This window comes from Vreelandella glaciei, assembly GCF_013415125.1.
GTDB classification, from domain to species: domain Bacteria; phylum Pseudomonadota; class Gammaproteobacteria; order Pseudomonadales; family Halomonadaceae; genus Vreelandella; species Vreelandella glaciei.
Window position 1 is genome coordinate 1 of sequence record NZ_JACCDE010000030.1, and the last position, 22296, is coordinate 22296.

A 22296-nucleotide genomic window follows, 5' to 3' on the forward strand; every position below is an offset into this window, starting at 1 on the left:
TCGCGCCCAATAATGCGATCCACCGCACGCTTCCATAAATACCCGACAGGCCGGTTGGCGGCGCATAAAATCCAAGACCTGATGCCGTTTAAGCTCTTTGTTGACCTGAACACGCGGGCGGCGAGTGTCGACAACACACACTTGAAAAACACGCTTTGCCAGATCAATACCGATTGTCTTATGCTTGTTCATGGCTCTTCCCCTCCGCATTGATGTGGTTCAACTATCAATGTAGCTCGCTGAAGCTTCGAGAGGGGAGGAGTCCCTTTCATTGAGCGTAGAAGCTTCATTGCGAAAGAAGTGAAGCAACCTCGGTGTTACTGCCACCTCTGGTGAAGATTGCCGCGTTGCTGCGCTCATCGCAATGACATAGGTTTAGTTGACCTAGATTTAATTGACCTAGATTTAATTGACATAGGTTTAGTTGACATAGGTTTAGTTGAAATCTTCCAGCGCTTCGCGATACTCAATGAAAGCTTCCCGGCGCTGTTCAATCCTGGCTACTACCTGTTGATCATTTTCACGTTCCGCTGCATCCCGAGCGATGGAGAGCTGGCGAATGCCGCGGTCTACCCGGCCCGTCAATTGCAGGTGCTCAGCGCGAGCTAAATGCCCCCAGCCATCATGGCCACTGCGTCCGGCGGCTTCAGCTAATAGATTGAAGACCTGAGGGTTTTCTGGATGCTGATCGGCCATGTCCCGTAACACGTTATAAGCTGATTGAGGGTCACGCTGTAGCTGTGCTTCGGCCAATATCAGTTGAGCAGGCAGGTAGTTAGGCATAAAGCGCAGCAATCGCTGGCTGCGCTGGATGGCCTCATCGTACTGACCGGCCTCTAAAGCGACGCTCGCGGCAGAGGCGGGGAGCATGGCAAAGTCAGGCTGCTGACTGGCAAGTTGATCAAGGCGTTGTAAGGCATTATCAGTCTGGCCGTTACGGGCAGCGATCAAGGCGTCCAGGTAGCCCTGGGCAGTCTCGTCGGCGCCTTCTTGGGCAAGGCGCGCAGCCGCTTGCTGAGGTGTGTTGGCATAAATGCTCAACAGGGCGCGGGCGCGCATCATGTCGTAAAGGGTGTCGCTGGTATAGGCATCGGCGACATTGAGTTGGGCAGCGCGATCCTGTGCAGCGGTTAAGCGGCTATCGGTGACCGGGTGGCTAAGCAGGAACTCCGGCGGTGTCTCGCCCTGTAGGCGGGCCATGCGCTGCATAGCGGCGAACATGCGCACCATGGCCTCTGGGTCGTAGCCCGCGTCGGCCATCGCCTGGAGGCCTAGGTTGTCGGCTTCCTGTTCAAATAAACGTGAATAGCTGAGCTGATCCTGTATTAGCGCTGCCTGGGAGCCCATGGCGGCGGCCATGCCCGCATCACCGCCGCCACTCGCAGCAATTAGCATGCCTGCTAGCATGGCCGCCATGGCGGGCAGTTGGGTTTGTGCTGCCCGTGCGTTTCCCCTCGCATAGTGGCGTTGAGAGAGGTGGCCCAGCTCATGGGCCAGCACCGAAACGAAGGCGCCTTCATCTTCAGCAAATGCGAACAGTCCTGAGTTGATGCCTATCACCCCGCCAGGCACGGCAAAGGCGTTAAGCGATTCGTTATCCACCATCACGGTAATAGTGCGAAGACCGTTAATCTGGCTATGGGGGGCGAGCCGGGCAATCAGGCTTTCCAGATAGTCGTTGGTAATAGGATCTTGCCACTGGGGGGCTTGGGCACGAAACTGTCGTAACCACGCACGGCCCAGGCGATACTCCTCATTGCTGACCGAGGTAGACGCCGCCCCCAGGCTTGGCAGGCCGTAATCGTTGATAGCAACGCTTTGGGGACTAAAAAGTAAACTGCCGCAGGCGCAAGCGAACGCACATATCCAGCCTGGGTAAGCGCTACGAAAGGTCGGCATGGCATCCTCATGGGTGATGGTTAAACGCTACCGTCAGGGTATGACATTGATTAATACTATGACATTGATAAAGACGGGGAAGTGCCGTTAAATCGACGACCTAGTGAAATCAATCGCTAACAAGACAGTTTATGCGGCAGCGTCTATTACACAATGTATATGCAGCAACATTTACAAATCTATGCCGTGAATAGGCAGGTCATTTTGAGGGAGAGTGTATGTCTGAGCAAACCGGGGGCTTTCAACCCGATACGGTGCTTGACGCTTGTGGGCTGCATTGCCCATTGCCACTGCTGAAAACTAAGCAAGCCTTAGCTGCCTTGGCAGCAGGTCAGTTGCTGGAGGTGCGTTCAACGGACGCCGGTTCGTGGCGAGATATGGCGTCGTTTACCGATCAAAGCGCGCATACCCTGGAAGGCCGTGAACAGCGTGACGATGTTTATGTGTACTGGATTCGTAAAGTCGGGGATGGTCACTCATGACCCTGCGTACGATTTTAAAAAGCTGGGTTGAGCGCTACTTCTCCGACGAAGAAGCGCTGATTCTGCTGGTAGTATTGGTGGCGGGTTTTGCGGCGATCATCTGGTTTGGCCGTATGCTGGCGCCGTTTTTCACTGCACTGGTAATTGCGTTTCTACTGCAAGGCGTGGTGAGCGCACTTACCCGCCGTGGGCTGCCGCATTTGCTGGCGGTGATTATGGTATTCCTGGCGTTTATTAGTGTCTTGCTAACCCTGGCGTTTATTTTAATGCCGCTGATTTGGAACCAGTTAGTGGGGTTGGTGCAAGAAACACCGAGGATGTTCGCCAGTGGTCAAGGCTGGCTGGACGAGCTGCAAGCGCGCTATCCCAACATTATTACGCCGGATCAGATGCAGAGCTGGATAGGCGTGGCGAGCCGCGAAATCAGTCAGCTAGGGCAGCGCGCCTTAACGCTTTCGCTGGCATCGCTAGGCAATATTATGTCGCTGATTATTTATCTGGTGCTGGTGCCGATTCTGGTCTTCTTCATGCTCAAGGATCGCGACGTATTAGTTGGCTTCATGCTTTCGCTGCTGCCCCAAAAACGCACCCTGTTGTCGCGTATTTGGCGTGAGATGGATGATCAAATTGCCAATTATATTCGCGGTAAGTTTATTGAAATTATTATCGTGGGCACGGTGACCTTCTTTACCTTTGCTTTCTTTGGATTGCCCTATACGGCGCTGTTGGCCGTTCTGGTGGGGTTTTCTGTACTGGTGCCGTATATCGGGGCGGCGGTGGCAACGCTACCGGTGGCTGCGGTCGCTGGGTTTCACTTCGGGCTCAGCGAGGAGTTTGTGTATGTGCTCGTCGCCTATGGGGTGATCCAGGCGCTGGATGGCAACGTACTGGCCCCGGTATTATTTTCTGAAACCAACAATATCCATCCGGTTTCTATCATTGTGGCGGTGTTGTTCTTCGGCGGAATTTGGGGCTTTTGGGGTATTTTCTTTGCTATTCCGTTAGCAACACTGCTGAAAGCGCTGATCTACGCTTGGCCGCGTAGTATGCATGAGCGAGAGGAGCGTCGTAGCTTGCAAGCCCCAGCAAAAGAGTAAGCGTAGCGCTGAAACAGGCCCGCGCTGGGTATCCTCAGCGCGGGCATAGGGGTTAGCTGGCAGCGTTAAGTTGTTCAGCCGCGGCGAGTACCTCATCAACATGACCAGGCACCTTAACACCACGCCACTCGTTGGCGAGCTTGCCCTCTTTATCGATCAAGAAGGTGCTGCGCTCTATGCCAAGATGCTCCTTGCCGTACATTTTCTTGAGCTTGATAACGTCAAACAGCGTGCAGACGTTTTCGTCCTTGTCAGAGATCAGCTCAAAATTAAAATCCTGTTTGGCTTTAAAGTTCTCCTGAGCACGTAGGCCATCGCGAGAGACGCCGAGAATGACTGTATTAGCGGCATCGAAGGCGGGTTTACGGTCACGGAAGTCTCCCCCTTCGGTGGTGCAGCCTGGGGTGCTGGCTTTGGGGTAGAAGTAAATAACCACTTGTTTGCCGCGCAGTTCCGATAGCGTCACGGTGGAATCACCAGTTGCGGTGGCGGAAAAGTCAGCAACGGGTTGATCAATTTCAACAGACATAAGGCGTCCTTTTGAGGGTGGGTGTTAAGATTAGTAGTTATGCGCGATTACACGTAAGCCGGGGGCAGTTGTCAAAGCTCAAATCAGGTCAGTGATAAACTCGCACCGCTTTACGCTGTACAGGCTCGAATCGCCTGAGTACCATTTGCTCTCTGTGGAACGCTAGCGCCTGATAAAAAGTATCGCGATGGCGCCCAGTTTGATAAAGACATAGCACGTAAAATACATAGATAGTTGATATCACACTTTGGCTGGTGAGGAATAAACGGATGATCACAGGCAGCATTGTCGCCCTGGCGACGCCTATGAAGGTCAATGGTGACATCGACTGGGAGGCGCTTCGTCGTCTGGTGAACTTCCATCTCGAAAATGGCACCGATGGCATTGTGGCTGCTGGCACGACGGGCGAACCGACTACCATGTCCTTCGCGGAGCACTTTGATGTGATTCGCAGCGTTGTCGAAGAGGTCAATGGTCGTATTCCGGTTATCGCAGGGACTGGGGCTAACGCCACTTCTGAGGCGGTTGAGCTGGCGCGTTACGCCGGTGAAGTCGGGGCCGATTACTGCTTATCAGTGTGCCCTTACTACAATAAGCCCACCCAGGAAGGCCTGTATCAGCACTTTAAAGCGGTCGCGGAAGGCAGCAAACTGCCGGTGATTCTGTATAACGTGCCGGGCCGTACCTGCTCTGATCTCTACAACGAGACCGTTTTACGCTTGGCCGATGTCGATAATATTATTGGTTTGAAAGACGCGACAGGGAACCTGGAGCGTGCGGAAGATCTAATCTCACGCCTAAAGGGCAGTGGTTTTATGCTCTACTCCGGCGACGATGCGACCGCCTGTGACTTTATGTTGATGGGTGGCCATGGCGATATCTCCGTAACGGCGAATGTTGCCCCACGGGCGATGCATGATCTGTGCGCCGCTGCCGTGGCCGGTGATGCTGATAAAGCCCACCAAATTAATACCCGTCTGATGCCGCTACACACCAATTTGGGCATAGAGTCGAATCCTATTCCCGTGAAGTGGGCGCTTAATCGCATGGGTTATGCGGACGCAGGTCTTCGTTTACCGCTAACTTGGCTGTCTGAAAAGTACCACGCCACGGTGAGCGAAGCGCTGCAGATGGCAGGCGTCGTAGAGGAGTAACCTGGCGCAATACCCTTTGCTACCCAGCTCAGCGATAAGTTGAGCTGGGTACCTGATTTGTTGACTTAAGGTGGCTTGATGAGCTCTGTGCTTGAAATACGTGCGCTTAAATGGGTCCCGCTGGCACTCGCAGCGGCTGTCGCGCTCTCTGGTTGCGCGCGGGATGGTTTTTACCACGACCGTAACCTGGACTACACCGAGGCTGCTCCGGCGCCTCCGCTGGTGTTACCAGAGACCCGTAATACCCAACGTTACCGCGATGCGCTGCCGGTTCCTCAAGCCGCCACCCAAGGGACACGGCTTGACGAAGCGGCAGAAATTCGTCCGCCCCAATCACTGGCTATTGGCAGTGGCTTAGAGCCTGAATACGTTGAGCGCCGCGAAGTCGGTGATCAAACCTGGCTAGTGGTGGCCGCCGACACCGGTACGGTGTGGCCGCAGTTGGAAGAGTTTGTACGCAGCCGACAGTTGAACGTGCTGCAGAGCAGTGCTTCCCAGGGCGTTATCGTGACGTCCCAGGGGGAAATACGCCTGCAAAGTGCGCTGCGCGCAGGCAGTAGCGAAGTTCGCTGTGAAAGCGGTGGGCAAACCATGGCTAGCTGTCTGGACGCACTGGAAAGCCATCTAAGTGCACGCAGCGCCTCCGTCAGCGTGTCATCTTCTTGGACCGCTCAGCGCCTTACCGATGAGCAAACGTTACAAGTTCGCCAGCAGGGTGAAGAGTGGGAAGTGGTTATCCCGCAGCCAGTAGACCGCGTATGGGCTGAACTGAACCACTACCTTGAACTGGATTTTGCTCAGGAAGGACAGCGCGACTTGCTTGCCTCTGAGCCCAGTAGCCATGAGTTTCTGGTTGAATATATGACCGAAACCGAGCGCAACCGTAACCCGCTGCAAATCGTGTTCAGCGCTGACGTGCGCAAGATGTCTCAAGAGATCCGTCTTGCTCTACAGCCTGACGGCGACCAGACGATTCTGCGCGCCATCAATGCCAGCGAGCGGGCATTCAGCGCCGATGATCAGCGCGAGCTGCTTGAGCGTGTCTCCGGTTATTTACGTTAATTTATTGATCCTTGATCCCTTACGGAGCCCCCATGGAAAAGCGCCAAGAACTCTACGCCGGTAAGGCGAAATCTGTGTATACCACCGACGATCCGGATTTGTTGGTGCTTAACTTTCGTGATGACACCAGCGCCTTCGATGGCAAAAAAGTCGAGTCGCTGGCCCGTAAGGGAATGGTCAATAACATCTTTAACGCCTTCATTATGGAGCGGCTGCAGGAAGCGGGCATTCCCACCCACTTTGAAAAGCAGCTCTCCAATACGGAGAGTCTGGTCAAAAAGATGCAGATGATCCCGGTGGAGTGCGTAGTACGCAATATCGCCGCCGGTGGTTTGGTAAAACGGTTAGGTGTGGAAGAGGGTATTGCACTGACACCGCCTACCTTCGAGCTGTTCTTGAAGAACGACGAGAAGGGCGACCCGATGATTAATGAGTCATTGGCGGAGACCTTCGGTTGGGCAACGCCCGAGCAGCTCGCCAAAATGAAAATGCTGACCTTCAAGGTTAACCATATCCTCAAAGCGCTGTTTGCCGAGGGCGATATGCTGCTGGTGGATTACAAGCTTGAGTTTGGCGTCTTCAAGGGTGAGGTGGTGTTGGGGGATGAGTTCTCGCCCGATGGTTGCCGCCTTTGGGACGCTAACACCCGTGAAAAACTGGATAAGGATCGCTTTCGCCAGGGGCTGGGCGGCGTGATTGAGGCGTATGAAGAAGTTGGTCGCCGCCTGGGTATTACCTTTCCCGCTTAAAACGTCATCATTGTTTTACCGCTCGATGTAAGGTTCGATAGCCACCACCTCTAAGGTGGTGGCTTCGCCGTGTTGGCGCTGGCGAAACTTAACGTCTACATCGCGCAGGCGTACCCCGTAAAGTCGATCAGACGCTAACTCTTTTTGCTTATAGGCGGGCCGTGGGTCCTGGCTTAGTACTTGCTCAATTAATGCATGCAGCGTGGCGCTGTCTGAGCGTTGGGTGAGGGTATCCAGCGCTGCTGGGTGAAACGTAACCGCCAAAAGTGACGGTGTCTGCAGCGCAAAACCAGCCTGTGCATTAGGCTGAGATTCAGCCCAGGGCAGGTAGGGTTTGATATCAACCACCGGCGTGCCGCTGACTAAGTCGCAGCCCTGTAATGCCAAAACGACGCCTTGCTGAGTGTCGATGCCGACTAGCCTTACCAGTGATAGCCCCAGGCGATTAGGGCGGTGGGTGCTACGGCTGGCAAAAACGCCCACTTTTTTATTACCGCCCAAGCGTGGTGGCCTCACCAGCGGCGACCAGCGTTGCGGGCTTTGATGAAATATAAAGCTTAGCCACAGGTGGCTGAAGTCTTCTAGACCACGCACGGCGAGAGGGTCATTGTAGGGGGCGGTGAGCACAAGCTTGGCATTAGCCGCGGGTGCGAGCCCTGGCTGGCGCGGAATGCCGAATTTGTCAGGGTAGTCGCTGACCATGTGGCCAATGGGCGATAGCGTAAAGTGCTCGCTGTTAGGGACATCGTCCATCACACTGCCTTTTGTTAGGATTCATTGGCGTAGTATAAAACAGTATAAAGCAGCCGATGGCTTCAGCGTGACCCAATAGGGTGTGATCTAAAGCGGCGTGATCGAAGAGGTCTTGCTTGAATAGGCATTGATCAAATGTTAGCTGAACAGTGCAGAGGTGACGCATGAGTAATAGCGATGAGCAGCAAGCGCCAACGAGTGCGCGGGTTATATATCGCGCGGCACTGGCACGCGATGCCGCCGATCAGGCAGAAGTGTTTTACCACGCCGTCATGCAAGGGGCTGCTACCCACTATACGCTGGATGAGCGGCGGGCGTGGGCGCAAGCGTTACCCCGTGAAGGCAGCGCCTGGGCAGTGCGGCAAGCGCTGTATACCACGTTAATTGCTACCTGTGATGGACGTTGCGTGGGGTTTTTGGAGGTAGATTTAGATGCCGGGCGGATTGAAACGCTCTATGTCTGGCCTTCTCTTGCTGGGCGCGGCATTGGCACCACGTTACTGGTTCACGCTGAGCGTATGTTGCTCGAACAGGGCAAAGGCAAGGTGGAGATTGAGGCCAGTTCGATGCTTTACGAGCGTCTAATGCGCCGCGGCTGGGAAAACCTTGGCGAGCAGTGGGTTGAACGCAGTGGTGAATCGCTCAAGCGATATCGGCTTTCCAAGGCACTTAACGCAGTGGAAACGTAAGTCTACCTACACGCTATAGCTGCGGGTAATGCGCATCGATAGGTCGATTGAGGCGATATCCTTGGTTAGCGCACCGCTAGAGATACAATCAACGCCGGTATCGGCGATTGCCCGTAACGTAACGTCGTCCACATTGCCTGATGCTTCCAGGGTGGCTCTGCCGCCGTTAATTTCTACCGCAACGTGCAGGTCTTCAATGGCGAAATTGTCGAGCATAATAATGTCGGCACCTGCTGCCAACGCCTGATCCAGCTCTTCAAAGGTTTCTACTTCCACTTCCACCGGCAGGTCGCTGGCTAGCTTGCGCGCTTGTGCAATGGCTGCTTGAATGCCCCCACAGGCGGCAATGTGGTTCTCTTTGATCAAAAACGCGTCCCATAGACCAATGCGATGGTTATGGCCGCCACCGCAGGTGACGGCATATTTTTGCGCCAAGCGCATGCCGGGTAGCGTTTTGCGGGTATCGAGGAGGCGTACGCCAGTGCCTTCAATCAGGTCGACATAAGCGCGGGTGGCAGTCGCAGTGGCAGACAGCGTTTGCAGCACGTTAAGCGCTGCACGCTCGCCGGTGAGCAGGATGCGGGCAGGGCCTTCCAGGGTTAAAAAACACTGGCCAGCCTCAAGTTTATCGCCATCAGCGGCGTGCCAGTTCAGGCTTACTCGGTTATCCAGGCGGCGAAACAGCTCATCTACCCAGGGGGCGCCACACAGCACTGCGGCTTCACGGGTAATCACATCGGCGCTGGCCCACTGGTGTTCAGGGATCAATTGCGCGGTAATATCACCTGGGCCAACGTCTTCTGCCAGCAAGCGAGCGGCGCTGGCGCGGATTTCTTCAGCAAGAGCGGATTGATAATGCATGATCGTGGATTCCCTGAACGTCGTCTTCGATGACGGGCATTGTAGTGAAAAACAGCGGTGAAGGTGAAAGAGAAAGAGAGCGCTAACGTAAAGGAGCCCTTGCCAGTGGAAAACAAACAACCCTTCGACGGGTGGTGGGAAAGCGCGCGTAAAGTCGTTTCACCGAACTGTGACCCTCGGCCCACTGGTGAGGTGTCGTTGCTAGTGATTCATGCGATCAGTCTTCCGCCTGGTCAGTTTAGTGGTAATGCTATTGAGGCGCTATTTACCAATCAGTTGGCGGAAGATGAGCATCCATTTTTCGCCGCAATTGCCCACTTAAGAGTCTCCGCACACCTGCTTATCCGTCGCGATGGTGAGTGCGTGCAGTTTGTTGATACAGATCAGCGTGCTTGGCATGCCGGACGTTCCAACTGGTGGGATGCCCGTGAGCTAAGCTGGCGAAGGGCACTCAACGATTTCTCGGTGGGGATTGAGCTGGAAGGGGATGGCGTTACCCCCTATCGCAAAGCACAGTATGACGCTCTGGTGGAAGCAGTGGTGTGGCTAATGGCGCGTAACTCTCAACTAGATAGCAGCCGTATTACCAGTCATGCCCATGTGGCGCCGCTGCGTAAAACGGATCCTGGCCCGGCGTTTGATTGGGCGTATTTCCAGCAACTGCTGACATCTCGCGTTAAGCGTTAGCGGTTCGATTACGCTTTTTTCTGTGCTAAGTATTTCACTAATAACACAATAAAACGGTAGTTTAATTACATCGAATGACTATTTGGTCGCAATGGCAAATGCTCTATGAATTACTTATGTTGCAGTGCAATAGTTTGTTTTCGATAGGCTTTTCCGCTGCGACAGAATTGGCAGCGTGGCGACTTTGAGGTATCTTCGCCTATACAAAAGGCTAACCTTTAACAGAATTGTGTAGCTTTACTACATTCAACAAGCATGTAGCTTGTTGAATGTAGAGCTAAAACCCCTATCCGGCGGTTAATCGCCGGCGAAATGTTGGCGCGTGGTGGAGTTCCACACCGCCGCCCCAGGCCCTTGAGGGTAGCGGGGTTAATTGTCATTTATCGTCATTCGGAGAGACCTCTATGAGTCTGGAGACAAGAGAAGATCTCGATCCGATCGAAACTACGGAATGGATTGATTCCCTAGAGTCGGTATTGGATCGTGAGGGCGAAGATCGTGCCCGCTACCTGATGACCCGCCTGGCGGATCGCCTGCGCCGGGACGGCATGAAGGTGCCCTTCTCGGTGACAACCCCGCACCGTAATACGATCCCGGTTCACCGCGAAGCCCCGATGCCTGGCGACCTGTTCATGGAGCGTCGTATCCGCTCCTTGATCCGTTACAACGCCATTGCTCAGGTGATTCGTAATAACCGTGCCAAGCCGGGCCTGGGCGGGCACATCGCCAGCTTCATGTCATCTGCCACGTTGTACGACGTAGGCTTTAACCACTTCTTCCGCGCGCCCCAAGGGGATTTTGCTGGTGACTTGGTGTATATCCAAGGGCATGTGGCACCAGGCATTTACGCCCGTTCCTATTTGGAAGGTCGCCTGAGCGAAGCGCAGATGGACAAGTTCCGTCAGGAAGTCGATGGTGATGGTCTCTCTTCCTACCCGCACCCTTGGCTGATGCCGGACTACTGGCAGTTCCCCACGGTCTCCATGGGGCTTGGCCCAATTCAAGCGATCTACCAAGCGCACGTGATGAAGTACCTGCATCACCGTGAGCTGAAGGATATGTATGACCGCAAGATCTGGTGCTTCATGGGCGATGGCGAGTGTGACGAGCCGGAATCCCTGGGTGCCATTTCACTGGCCGGTCGCGAAAACCTCGACAACCTGATCTTCGTCATCAACTGTAATCTGCAGCGCCTTGACGGCCCTGTACGCGGCAACTCGCGGGTGATGGATGAGTTCGAAGGCGTCTTCCGTGGCGCTGGCTGGAACGTGATCAAGGTCGTATGGGGCCGTCACTGGGATCCGCTGTTCGAGAAGGACAAGAAAGGCATCCTTCAGAAGCGCATGGACGAAGCGGTCGACGGCGAATACCAGAACTACAAAGCCAATGGTGGCGCTTACACCCGTGAGCACTTCTTTGGCAAATACCCAGAAACCGAGGCGATGGTTAACGACCTCTCCGACGACGATATCTGGAAGCTCAACCGCGGTGGCCACGACCCGTTCAAGGTTTACGCGGCGTATAACGAAGCGGTTAACACCTCCAACGGCAAGCCCACGGTCATCCTGGCGCATACCGTTAAAGGCTACGGCATGGGCAGCGGCGATGGCGAAGCGGCCAACGAAGCGCACCAGGTCAAGAGCATGGAGTACGAAGCGCTCAAGACCTTCCGCGATCGCTTCGGTATTCCGTTAACCGACGAGCAGCTCAAAGAAGTGCCGTACTACAAGCCGGAAGACGACTCTCCCGAGCTCAAGTACATGCACCTGCAGCGTGAGCGTCTGGGCGGCTACCTACCCAGCCGTCAAAGTGACTTCGAGGCCCTGGAGATCCCAAGCCTCGAAGACAAGACCTTTGCCTCGCAAATGGGCGGCTCGAAAGGGCGTGAAGTCTCGACCACCATGGCGTTTGTGCGGGTGCTTAACGGCCTGGTCAAAGATAAAACGCTGGGCAAGAAGGTAGTACCGATTATTCCTGACGAAGCGCGTACCTTCGGTATGGAAGGCATGTTCCGCCAGTTGGGTATCTACACCTCGGAAGGTCAGAAGTACGAGCCGGTGGATAAAGGCCAGATCATGTTCTACCGCGAGGATCAGAAAGGTCAGATCCTCGAAGAAGGCATTACCGAAGCGGGCGCGATGTCGGCCTGGATCGCCGCGGCGACCTCCTACAGCAACAACAACGTCACGCTACTGCCGTTCTACATCTACTACTCGATGTTCGGCTTCCAGCGCATTGGTGACTTGGCTTGGGCGGCTGGCGACCTACAGGCGCGTGGCTTTATGGTCGGCGGCACCGCAGGGCGCACCACGCTTAACGGCGAAGGCCTGCAGCACCAGGATGGTCACAGTCTGATTCAGGCCTCCACCATACCCAATTGCCGCAGCTACGACCCGACCTATGCCCATGAAGTCGCCGTGATTCTGCAGGATGGCCTGAAGCGCATGTTCACTGACAAGGAGAACTGCTTCTACTATCTGACGGTGATGAATGAGAACTACGAGCACCCTGCGCTTGAAAACGTGCCCGCCGACGATATCGTCAAAGGCATGTACCTGCTGCGCGAAACCAAAGGTGACAAGGGCCGCGTTCAGCTGCTCGGTTCGGGCACGATTCTGCGCGAAGTGGAAGCTGCCGCTGAGTTGCTCGAGAACGATTGGGGCATCGGCGCCGACATCTGGAGCGTGACCAGCTTTAACGAGCTGCGTCGTGAAGCGCTGCTGCTGGATCGTGAAGCCTTCTTAAGCCCAGATGCGGAGGCCAACAAGCCTCACGTCACTAAGTGCCTGGAAGGGCGCGACGGACCGGTGATCGCGTCGACCGACTACATGAAGCTGTATGCCGATCAAGTGCGCGCTTGGATACCGGGTGACTACACTGTACTGGGTACCGATGGTTTTGGCCGTTCAGATACCCGCGAGAAGCTGCGCTACTTCTTCGAAGTAGATCGCTACTTCGTTACCGTGGCGGCGCTGCGTGCGCTGGCTGAGCGTGGCGAGATTGATCGCAAGCAGGTTGGTGAAGCGCTTAAGAAGTACGGCATTGATGCCAATAAGCCTAACCCGCTGACTAGCTAAACCGCTGACCGGTGGGCGGTTGCCCACCGGCTCGATCCGATTTGGAAGGAGCGCGACCTTGAGTAGCGAAATCATCAAAGTTCCCGATATCGGCGGCGATACCGATGTCGAAATCATCGAGATTGCGGTGTCAGAAGGCGACGTCATTGAAGCGGAAGACACCCTAATCACGCTGGAATCCGACAAAGCCAGCATGGACGTACCGGCCCCGAAAGGCGGCAAGGTGCTCAAAGTGCTGGTCAAAGAAGGCGATAGCGTTTCCGAAGGTGACGATATCGTTGAGCTGGAAGTCGAAGGCGGCAGCGGCGAGCAGCAAGAGAGCTCGTCTGATAGCCAGCCTGAAGAGGCCCCAGCGAAACAAGAAACACCTAAAGAAGACAAACCGCAGGAGCAGAAGCCCGCGGCGAAAAAGCCTGCCGGCGGTAAGCAGACGGTGGATATCACAGTGCCCGATCTCGGCGGCTCGGACAGCGTCGAAATTATTGAAGTCGCGGTCAGCGAAGGCGATGAGGTTGAGGCCGAAGACACCTTGATCACGTTGGAGTCTGATAAAGCCTCCATGGACGTGCCCAGCCCCCATAGCGGTAAGATCGTCAGCTTTACCGTGAAAGAGGGTGACACGGTGTCTGAGGGCGATGTGATCGGCCAGATGGAGATCGCAGGCGAAGGTGGAGATGACAGCGCAGACGCGCCGCAAGAGAGTGCCTCTTCAGAGCCGTCCTCTCACCAAGCCAGCAGCGAGCCGGAAGAGTCCTCTGAAGAAGATGATCGGGAAGAGGCCGCTAGCGAATCGCCTGCGCGCAAAGAGATTCGCGTACCCGATCTTTCTGGCGCTTCTGACGTGCCGATTATCGAGATCGGCGTAGCGGCGGGTGACGAGGTCAACGAAGAAGACCCGCTCATCACTCTAGAGTCTGACAAAGCCTCTATGGACGTGCCCAGCCCCTATAAAGGCAAGCTCCTGGAGCTGACCGTAAAAGAGGGCGACACCGTCTCTGAAGGCGATGTGATTGGCTATATGGAAGTCGCTGGCGCCAAAAAAGCGACACCGAAAAAAGCCGCACCCGAAAAATCTGAGCCTACAAAAGATAAGCCGTCCAAGGCCACTGAATCTCCGGCGGGTACGCCCAGCCCCGAAGCCCAGATGGCGGCCCATAAGCCTCGCGATGGCAAGCTGGTTCACGCCGGCCCAGCGGTGCGTATGCTGGCCCGTGAGCTGGGTGTCGATTTGGAACTGGTGAAACCCAGCGGCCCGAAAGATCGCGTGCTCAAAGAGGACGTACAGTCCTACGTGAAGCAAGCGATTGCCAATCAGGGCAAAGCCCAGCCCGGCGCCGCAGCTGCGGCCACCGGCGGGGCGGGCATTCCGCCGATCCCGGAAGTCGACTTCAGCCAGTTTGGTGAAGTGGAAGAGAAGCCGATGGGACGTCTGCTCAAGATGGGCGCGACCAATCTGCATCGTAGCTGGCTCAATGTGCCTCATGTCACGCAGTTCGACGAAGCGGACATCACCGAGCTGGAAGCTTTCCGTAAGGCGATGAAAGCAGAGGCTGAAGCCCAGGGCGCCAAACTGACGCCGCTGCCCTTTATGGTCAAGGCCTGTGCCTTTGCGCTGCGTAAATTCCCGCAGTTCAACGTCAGCTTGAAGGGCGACGGCGAAACCCTGGTATGGAAGAACTACGTCCATATCGGTATTGCCGTGGATACGCCTGATGGTCTGATGGTGCCGGTAGTTCGCAACGCCGACAAAAAATCCTTGATCGAGATTGCCAAGGAAATGGCGGAGCTAGGCAAGAAAGCCCAGACCAAAAAGCTCAAGCGCGACGAGATGACTGGTGGCTGCTTCACCATTTCGAGCCTCGGTTCGATTGGTGGTACCGCGTTCACACCGATTGTTAACGCGCCGGAAGTGGCCATTCTGGGTGTGTCCAAAGCGCAGATGAAGCCGGTTTGGGATGGCAGCGCCTTCCAGCCACGCCTAATGATGCCGCTGTCGCTCTCCTACGATCACCGCGCGATCAACGGCGCCGATGCGGCACGCTTTACTGCCTTCCTGGCAGATGTGCTGACCGATATACGTCGCTTACTGTTGTAATTGGTAGCGATGTACTCACACAAGCGGCGCCCCTCGGGGCGCCGCTTGTGTTTGCTATCTCTATCCTTACTAAACCTATAGCAGGGCGACCAAAGTGGTAGTTTTGCGCCACCTGTCTGTTTTAATTTTAAAAAAGTGAGATAAAAGCGGGTCTCTCAGGCTTTTGGGGAGTTGTGTCGCCCGAGAGGCGCGGTTATTGTCAATTAACAGAATTTTCATACGCTTTTTTCATACCAAGAACTTCAAGGAGCAGTGCCATGCGTTTAATCCTGTTGGGTGCCCCCGGCGCGGGGAAGGGGACTCAAGCTCAGTTTATTTGCGAGCAATTTAAGATTCCTCAGATTTCCACCGGGGATATGCTGCGCACGGCCATTAAAGATGGCACAGAGCTGGGCCTGAAAGTAAAAGAAATCATGAACAGCGGTGGTCTGGTGTCTGACGACATCATTATCGATCTGGTCAAAGAGCGCATCAGCCAGCCCGACTGTGAAAATGGCTTTCTGTTCGATGGCTTCCCGCGCACGATTCCCCAGGCCGACGCCATGAAAGAGGGCGGCGTCAAGCTGGATCACGTGGTGGAAATTGCCGTACCCGACGAAGAGATCGTTAGCCGCTTAGCGGGACGTCGCGTTCACCAAGCGTCAGGTCGCGTCTATCACGTTGATCACAATCCGCCCAAAGAGCCGGGCAAAGACGATGTGACCGGTGAAACGCTTATCCAGCGTGAAGATGACCAAGAATCCACGGTGCGCAATCGCCTGTCGGTTTATCACGATCAAACCGCGCCGCTGGTCGATTACTATCAGCAGTGGGCCGCCCAGGACCCGCAGAGCGCGCCCCAGTACCACCGCATCGAAGGTGTTGGCAGCGTGACGGATATCACCCGCCAGGTAAAAGAAGCCCTTAGCTGATAAGCTAAAAAAGCGTTATACGCCTTTGCCGATGGCCCGCTCAATGCGGGCCATCGTCGTATTAGCGTGACAAAGGTATAATGCCGCAACCTTTCTTTCGAGTGGCCACTTGCTATGCCGTTACATCTGCTTGCCCTGGACGCCTCTTCAAGCGCCTGCTCTGCAGCCCTACTGCGCCAAGACGACGCTGGTACTGAGTGCCTGGCGCGCTTTGAGATGACGCCCCGTGCCCATACCCGTCGACTGCTGCCGATGGTGGATGAGGTGCTTGCCGAAGCTCAGGTAACGCCTTCCCAGCTTGATGCCGTAGCGTTTGGACGGGGGCCAGGTTCATTTACCGGGCTGCGTATCGCGGCGGGGGCAGCCCATGGGTTGGCATTTGGCCTCGACTGCCCGCTATTGGGCATCTCAACGCTGGAAGCGCTGGCGCTTCAGGCCCATCGCCGCTATCACCTCCGCCACGTAGTGACGGCTTTAGATGCCCGTATGGGCGAGGTATACGCCGCGACCTGGCACTGCCTTAAAGACACCATTACGCCAATGAGCGCCGAGGCGGTGCTGGCCCCCGAGGCACTGCGCCTGCCTGGCGATGAAACCGACTGGGTAGGCGTGGGCAGCGGCTTTTCGCTGTGGGAGCGCTTCACTGTCGATGTGCAGCTAAGCATGCCCCAGCATTTGGATGATTTGGAGCCCCGCGCCGAAGAGATGGCGTGGCTGGCGGCGCGTGATTTTGCCGCTGGGTTGGGGCAGGCCGCGCACTTGGTTCAGCCGGTGTATCTGCGCAACGACGTTGCCTGGAAAAAGCCCGCATGAGCTTTGTGAGGAGCGATATTGAGAACATTGCTCTACCTGACGGGCTGCGTTTGGTTCAGGGGGAAGACGGATTAGCGCTGGTCGGTGATGAAAAACGCTACGGCAAGCCGCTCAGCGTTGATTTCGTGGCGGGCAAAGCGGCCCATCGGCGGCGCTTTGGCGGTGGGCGGGGCCAGCTTGTAGCAAAGGCCTGTGGGTTAGCCAAGGGCGTGTCACCCAGCATTGTCGATGCAACGGCAGGATTAGGCCGCGATGCGTTTGTATTGGCTAGTTTGGGCGCTCAGGTGTTGTTAATTGAGCGAGTAGCGGCGATTGCGGCGCTGCTGGAAGATGGCCTAAAACGCGCCTCCAGGCATAGCGATACGGCGGATATCGCTGCCCGCATGACGTTGCGCCATGGCGATGCCGCTCAATCCCTGGCTGAACTCGTAGCGAGTGCACACTTTTCACCCCAGGTGATACACCTGGATCCGATGTTTCCCCATCGTGAGAAATCGGCGCTGGTGAAAAAAGAGATGCGGCTGTTTCGCGAGCTGGCCGGTGATGACGACGACGCTCCACGCCTGCTTGAAGCAGCGCTGGATGTCGCCACCCACCGCGTGGTGGTTAAGCGCCCCCGCAAGGCGCCGCCTATTACGGGTCCTGCGCCGCAGCATACCCTTGAGGGTAAAACCAGCCGCTATGATTTGTATGTCCATCGCTCATTAGTGCGCTAATCGGCTCGCTTATCGGCAGTACCGCAAGGAGCACCCATGCAGAATGCGTGGCGAGAAGGTAATCGATTTACGCTGCTGCCGGAGGCCACACGCTTTCTGCCGGCTATGTTCGAGGCAGTACATAGCGCCCGCCACTATGTGTTGGTAGAACTCTATTTAATGGAGTCGGGGGAGCTGGCGGATCAAGTCAGTGATGCGCTGATTGAGGCTGCACAGCGCGGGGTCAACGTCTGTTTGCTGCTGGATGGCTATGGCTCGATGGGGCTCTCTAAAAATGATCGCCAACGGTTGAAGCAGGGCGGTGTTCAGCTGCGCTTTTTTAACCCGCTAGGCTTCCACTCCTTGACGCTTAACTTGAGCCGCGATCACCGCAAAATTGTCGTTATTGACGGCGAACTGGCGTTTACCGGTGGCTTCGGTGCGGTAGATGAGTTTCTCAATGCCTGGTATGAGATTGCGCTGCGTATTGATGGACCGGTGGTGGCTGACTGGGAGCAGCTATTTCGGCGGCTTTGGAACTCGCGGCTAACCCACAATGAGAAAGGCGATAAGAGCGCGGGGACGCTGCCTGAAAGACGTGAACCTCGAGCCCATGCCGATGGTGTACCTGGTCGGGCTATGTCAGCGCGGGGCTATCGATACCAAGCCATTCGTCATTCACTGCATGAGCGTGTTAATCATGCACAAACACAGTTATGGCTGTGTACTCCCTATTTTGTGCCGACCTTCGCGCTACGTCGACGCTTGGTTAGAGCCGCCCGGCGCGGGATCGACGTGCGCCTATTGCTGCCTGGGGCAAAGCACGACCATCCCAGCGTGCGCTTTGCCGGCCAACGCTTCTACCATTCGTTGCTGAAAGCGGGCGTGCGTATTTATGAGTTTCAGCCAACCTTTATCCATGCCAAATTCGTGCTTGCCGATGAGTGGGTAAGCATTGGTTCGTGTAACTTTGATCACTGGAATTTGCACTGGAACCTAGAAGCGAACCAAGAAGCGATGGACCCACAGCTAGCGGCGGAAGTACGCGAACTGTTTGAGCGTAACTTCGCCGCCAGCCAGGAGGTGGATGCAGCGGCCTGGGCGGCGCGCCCCTGGGGCCAGCGCATCAAAGAGTGGATCTATGGGTTACTGGATGGAATCATCACGCGGCTCAAATGATGGCAGCTGATAGCACTAGCGTTTCTTGCCCTTGGCAGGCGTTTTTTTACGCGGTTTGGGTTTGGGCGTTTCCGGCGGTACGCGGTAGTGCAGGTAAAGGTCTAAAACGAGCTCTGGTAACTGCACTACTAACGACTCCTGGCGCTCTTGATCTTTAGCCAGCTCGGCCATGTCCGGCTCATCGTCGAACAGCCCAGAGAGCAGCATAAACGGCAGTAGCAGGGTGGCGGCAGCCTCTTCATCGTCCTGGAACCAAGCGCTCTCGTCGCTGAAAACGCCCTCCATAAAGCCCGCGCACCAATCGCCAATGGGGGTTTCCTCGGCGGGTTCGCCACCCAGGGTTAGCTCAAATGGAAGCTCCGGCAAGCCGCCTTGCTCAAGTACCGCCACCGCGTTGTCACGCAGCAGCGTGAGCAGGGTGATAATCTCATCACGCTCGGCGTCGTCGGCGTAGCGAGGCTCACCCTGAAACAGCTCAGCCAGCCACTGGGTAGGCGGTACTTCGCTAGGGGCAACCGCAAGCGCCACTAAAAAGCCATGGGCGGAGATCAGATCCAAGGCGTCTTCATCGACTTGATCAGAGTCGAGGAAGTCGTCCAGTCTATCCAACTGCTCATCCTCAAGCAGTGGCTGTGGTGGCGTGGTTGTATCGGGCGTGTCACTGCGCTCTGCCATGAGTAAAGCCTCGTCAGTACAAATCGTTCGTCAATGGTTATCTATAACGGCTAGTTTATCACTAATGAAGACCTCACCACTGCCCCCTTGGCCTGCCACTGAATTGGCGGCCATGTCAGAAACAGAGTTGCACCGGGCCGCGCGGGCTCGCGTTGAACAAGCGTGGCAGCGCTGCTGTGAAGTGTGCCCGGCGCTGCCAGTACCAAAAGTGTGGTTTAACCTGCGCGGTGCTTCGGCTGGGCAGGCGCATCTTGGTCACGGCGGGTTACGCTTGAACCCGGTGCTGTTGAGGGAAAACCGCACGGCGTTTTTTGATGAGGTGATTCCCCACGAAATGGCTCACTGGCTGGTGTTTCATTTGGACAACGGCCCGCGCTTAAAACCCCACGGCCGCGAGTGGAAAACGGTGATGCGCGACCTCTTCGGCTTAACTCCTAGTGTGACCCATCGGTTCGATATCCAGCAGGCGCAGTCCGCACCTTATCGTTACCAGTGCGATTGCCGGTTTCATCAATTTACCCCGAGGCGTCATGCTTTAGTGGTAAACGGGCGTCGTTACCGCTGTCGACACTGCGCTAAGACCTTGGTCTACAGGCCAGAAGATGCGCTTTGATTTGTTTATAAATAGCTGTTTTTTAAATAAAAAATGATAATACCAATGTCTAAAGGGAAGCCCGCGCGAGGAGGTTTATGCTAGGGGAACATTAATGGCAGTCGATACGCCCGATAATGGTCAATAGGCCCCATAAATAATCGTATCGACTACAGTTTCTTAGAGAGTGCATTTTCACGGACAGAGGCAATTTTATGAGCGATCAACAGAACGTCTATCCGGTGCGCGACGATTTCGCCGCCAATGCCTGGGCCGATAAAGCCAAATATGAGGCCATGTATCAGCAGTCGATAGACGACCCGGAAGGCTTCTGGGCTGAACAAGCTAAACGTCTCGACTGGATCAAAGCGCCCAACAAAATCAAAAACACCTCCTTTGCGCGTGACAATGTCGATATTCGTTGGTTTGAAGATGGCCTGCTGAACGTCAGCGCCAACTGCCTTGACCGCCATCTGGATAAGCGCGGTGATCAAACGGCGATCATCTGGGAAGGCGACCACCCTAATGAGTCCAAACACATTACCTATCGCGAGCTCTATGCCCGTACGAATCAGCTGGCTAACGCGCTGAAAGAGCTGGGCATCGGTAAAGGCGATACCGTCACGCTGTATATGCCGATGATTCCCGAAGCGGCCATGGCGATGCTTGCCTGTTCGCGCATCGGGGCCGTTCACTCGGTTGTCTTTGGCGGCTTCTCACCGGATGCCGTTGCCCAGCGGGTCATCGGCGCCGACTCCAAACTAGTGATTACCGCCGATGAGTCGGTGCGCGGTGGCAAGCATGTGCCGCTTAAGGAGAATGTGGATGCCGCGCTGACCCGTGACGGCACCGACGTGTGCAAGAACGTACTGGTGGTTAAGCGTACCGGTGGTGAGATTGAGTGGAACGACGGCCGCGATATCTGGTTTGATGAACTCGTCGACAAGCAGTCAAATGAGTGTGAAGCTGAGGCCATGGGCGCGGAAGACCCGCTGTTCATTCTCTATACCTCGGGCTCTACAGGGGCACCGAAAGGCTTGAAGCACACTACCGGCGGCTACCTGACTTATGCCGCTATGACCCACCAGTATGTATTCGACTACCAAGAGGGTGAAATCTATTGGTGTACTGCAGATGTTGGCTGGGTGACCGGGCACAGCTATATCGTCTACGGGCCCTTGGCCAATGGCGCGACTACCTTAATGTTTGAGGGTGTGCCAAGCTACCCGAGCCATGGCCGTATGGGCGAAATCGTTGATAAGCACAACGTCAATATTCTCTATACTGCGCCCACTGCGGTACGCGCATTGATGGCTCATGGCGATAACGTCATGGATTCGAGCAAGCGTGATAGCCTGCGTCTTCTCGGTTCCGTGGGCGAACCGATTAACCCGGAAGCCTGGGAGTGGTTCTACCGCGTTATCGGCAACGAAAAATGCCCGATTGTGGATACCTGGTGGCAAACCGAAACCGGCGGCATCATGATCGCGCCGCTGCCGGGTGCTACGCCGCTTAAACCCGGTTCTGCGACCGTGCCATTCTTCGGTGTGAAGCCTGCGCTGGTCGATAACGAAGGGAACAAGCTGGAAGGCGCCACTGAAGGCAACCTGGTGATTCTTGACGCCTGGCCGGGTCAGGCGCGCTCTATTTGGGGTGACCACGAGCGCTATGTTCAGACTTACTTCTCGACCTACGACGGTATGTACTTCACGGGCGACGGCTGTCGCCGCGATGAGGATGGCTACTACTGGATCACCGGGCGTGTGGACGATGTGCTAAACGTTTCGGGTCACCGTATGGGCACCGCCGAGATTGAGTCCTCTCTGGTAGCGCACAGCGCCGTAGCGGAAGCAGCCGTTGTTGGCTACCCGCACGATATTAAGGGACAAGGCATCTATATCTATGTCACCCTGAATGACGGTATCGAAGCGACAGACGAACTCAAAAAAGAGCTGACCCAGTGGGTACGCAAAGATATTGGCCCGATTGCTTCGCCGGATGTCATCCAGTGGGCACCAGGTTTGCCGAAAACACGTTCGGGTAAAATCATGCGTCGCATCCTGCGCAAGATTGCCGCCAACGAGTGTGATGGCTTGGGCGATACCAGCACCTTGGCTGACCCGTCGGTGGTCGATGAGCTGATTGAGCATCGCGCCAACCAATAATGGCGACACAGCTATAGGCTGTTCAGCCTAATAAAGCCTGTTTGCTGACTCAAAGCCGTGCCGACCCGAGTAGGTCGGCACGGTCGTGTTTGTAGATATGGATTTATAGATACGTGTTTCACTTGTATGAAC

Annotated in this window: 20 protein-coding genes and 1 pseudogene; 15 read left to right on the plus strand and 6 right to left on the minus strand. The window is 55.7% G+C overall.

Translation table 11 applies throughout. From position 1 onward, the window contains the following. Positions 1–192: pseudogene (locus tag HZS80_RS17835) on the minus strand (IS110 family transposase); the annotation flags it as partial. A gap of 243 nt (positions 193–435) precedes the next feature. Then, on the minus strand, positions 436–1899 hold the full coding sequence (locus HZS80_RS17840) for a M48 family metalloprotease (RefSeq protein ID WP_179916820.1): 1464 nt from the start codon (positions 1897–1899) through the stop codon (positions 436–438). A gap of 218 nt (positions 1900–2117) precedes the next feature. Here HZS80_RS17840 and HZS80_RS17845 point away from each other — a divergent pair, with 218 nt between their 5' ends. Together HZS80_RS17845 and HZS80_RS17850 are read left to right on the plus strand one after the other, a co-directional pair. Continuing rightward, a complete protein-coding gene (locus tag HZS80_RS17845; protein ID WP_179916821.1) occupies positions 2118–2381 on the plus strand; it encodes a sulfurtransferase TusA family protein in 264 nt (87 codons plus the stop codon). Next, positions 2378–3478: an AI-2E family transporter gene (locus HZS80_RS17850; RefSeq protein WP_179916822.1), complete on the plus strand. Its 1101-nt coding sequence runs from the start codon at positions 2378–2380 to the stop codon at positions 3476–3478. The genes HZS80_RS17845 and HZS80_RS17850 overlap by 4 nt, the downstream gene beginning before the upstream one ends. Positions 3479–3530: 52 nt before the next feature. Here HZS80_RS17850 and HZS80_RS17855 read toward each other — a convergent pair whose 3' ends face one another. After that, positions 3531–4007: a peroxiredoxin gene (locus tag HZS80_RS17855; protein WP_179916823.1), complete on the minus strand. Its 477-nt coding sequence runs from the start codon at positions 4005–4007 to the stop codon at positions 3531–3533. Between the two features lie 269 nt (positions 4008–4276). Here HZS80_RS17855 and dapA point away from each other — a divergent pair, with 269 nt between their 5' ends. The 3 genes from dapA (at position 4277) to purC (ending at position 6972) form a co-directional block, all read left to right on the plus strand. Further along, on the plus strand, positions 4277–5161 hold the full coding sequence (gene dapA, locus HZS80_RS17860; protein ID WP_179916824.1) for a 4-hydroxy-tetrahydrodipicolinate synthase: 885 nt from the start codon (positions 4277–4279) through the stop codon (positions 5159–5161). 78 nt (positions 5162–5239) lie between these two features. Beyond that, entirely contained in the window at positions 5240–6223 is a 984-nt protein-coding gene (locus HZS80_RS17865; RefSeq protein WP_179916825.1) for an outer membrane protein assembly factor BamC, read from the plus strand. 32 nt (positions 6224–6255) lie between these two features. Beyond that, complete coding sequence (gene purC / locus HZS80_RS17870) at positions 6256–6972, plus strand: phosphoribosylaminoimidazolesuccinocarboxamide synthase (RefSeq protein ID WP_179916826.1); 717 nt, start codon at positions 6256–6258, stop codon at positions 6970–6972. 15 nt (positions 6973–6987) lie between these two features. On the opposite strand, the gene tsaA is transcribed toward purC, so the two are convergent. Further along, positions 6988–7725, minus strand: a complete 738-nt coding sequence (gene tsaA / locus HZS80_RS17875; protein WP_179916827.1) for a tRNA (N6-threonylcarbamoyladenosine(37)-N6)-methyltransferase TrmO — start codon at positions 7723–7725, stop codon at positions 6988–6990. A 164-nt stretch (positions 7726–7889) separates the two neighbouring features. Here tsaA and HZS80_RS17880 point away from each other — a divergent pair, with 164 nt between their 5' ends. Next, positions 7890–8414, plus strand: a complete 525-nt coding sequence (locus tag HZS80_RS17880) for a GNAT family N-acetyltransferase (RefSeq protein WP_179916828.1) — start codon at positions 7890–7892, stop codon at positions 8412–8414. A 6-nt stretch (positions 8415–8420) separates the two neighbouring features. Here HZS80_RS17880 and nadC read toward each other — a convergent pair whose 3' ends face one another. Further along, positions 8421–9275: a carboxylating nicotinate-nucleotide diphosphorylase gene (nadC, locus tag HZS80_RS17885; protein ID WP_179916829.1), complete on the minus strand. Its 855-nt coding sequence runs from the start codon at positions 9273–9275 to the stop codon at positions 8421–8423. Positions 9276–9380: 105 nt separating this feature from the next. On the opposite strand from nadC, the gene ampD reads away from it, so the two are divergent. The 7 genes from ampD to HZS80_RS17920 all read left to right on the plus strand — a co-directional run bounded on the left by ampD (position 9381) and on the right by HZS80_RS17920 (position 18732). Beyond that, entirely contained in the window at positions 9381–9962 is a 582-nt protein-coding gene (ampD, locus tag HZS80_RS17890) for a 1,6-anhydro-N-acetylmuramyl-L-alanine amidase AmpD (protein ID WP_179916830.1), read from the plus strand. A gap of 404 nt (positions 9963–10366) precedes the next feature. Next, the gene (aceE, locus tag HZS80_RS17895; RefSeq protein WP_179916831.1) at positions 10367–13039 is read left to right on the plus strand and encodes a pyruvate dehydrogenase (acetyl-transferring), homodimeric type; all 2673 of its coding nucleotides are present in this window, start codon (positions 10367–10369) and stop codon (positions 13037–13039) included. A gap of 58 nt (positions 13040–13097) precedes the next feature. Beyond that, a complete protein-coding gene (gene aceF, locus HZS80_RS17900) occupies positions 13098–15134 on the plus strand; it encodes a pyruvate dehydrogenase complex dihydrolipoyllysine-residue acetyltransferase (protein ID WP_179916832.1) in 2037 nt (678 codons plus the stop codon). A gap of 257 nt (positions 15135–15391) precedes the next feature. After that, positions 15392–16045: an adenylate kinase gene (gene adk, locus HZS80_RS17905; RefSeq protein WP_179916833.1), complete on the plus strand. Its 654-nt coding sequence runs from the start codon at positions 15392–15394 to the stop codon at positions 16043–16045. A gap of 114 nt (positions 16046–16159) precedes the next feature. Then, positions 16160–16858 carry a tRNA (adenosine(37)-N6)-threonylcarbamoyltransferase complex dimerization subunit type 1 TsaB gene (tsaB, locus tag HZS80_RS17910; protein ID WP_179916834.1) on the plus strand — a complete coding sequence of 233 codons (699 nt, stop codon included), beginning with the start codon at positions 16160–16162 and terminating at the stop codon, positions 16856–16858. After that, complete coding sequence (locus HZS80_RS17915) at positions 16855–17574, plus strand: class I SAM-dependent methyltransferase (RefSeq protein WP_179916835.1); 720 nt, start codon at positions 16855–16857, stop codon at positions 17572–17574. Before tsaB ends, HZS80_RS17915 begins: the two co-directional genes overlap by 4 nt. 36 nt (positions 17575–17610) lie before the next feature. Beyond that, positions 17611–18732 carry a phospholipase D-like domain-containing protein gene (locus tag HZS80_RS17920; protein ID WP_179916836.1) on the plus strand — a complete coding sequence of 374 codons (1122 nt, stop codon included), beginning with the start codon at positions 17611–17613 and terminating at the stop codon, positions 18730–18732. A gap of 15 nt (positions 18733–18747) precedes the next feature. Here HZS80_RS17920 and HZS80_RS17925 read toward each other — a convergent pair whose 3' ends face one another. Further along, the gene (locus HZS80_RS17925) at positions 18748–19407 is read right to left on the minus strand and encodes a YecA/YgfB family protein (RefSeq protein WP_179916837.1); all 660 of its coding nucleotides are present in this window, start codon (positions 19405–19407) and stop codon (positions 18748–18750) included. A 64-nt stretch (positions 19408–19471) separates the two neighbouring features. Here HZS80_RS17925 and HZS80_RS17930 point away from each other — a divergent pair, with 64 nt between their 5' ends. Together HZS80_RS17930 and acs are read left to right on the plus strand one after the other, a co-directional pair. After that, positions 19472–20020 (plus strand): SprT family zinc-dependent metalloprotease, encoded by a 549-nt coding sequence (locus HZS80_RS17930; RefSeq protein ID WP_179916838.1) that lies wholly within the window; start codon positions 19472–19474, stop codon positions 20018–20020. A 194-nt stretch (positions 20021–20214) separates the two neighbouring features. Beyond that, a complete protein-coding gene (acs, locus tag HZS80_RS17935) occupies positions 20215–22164 on the plus strand; it encodes an acetate--CoA ligase (protein WP_179916839.1) in 1950 nt (649 codons plus the stop codon). Positions 22165–22296: the final 132 nt, after the last annotated feature.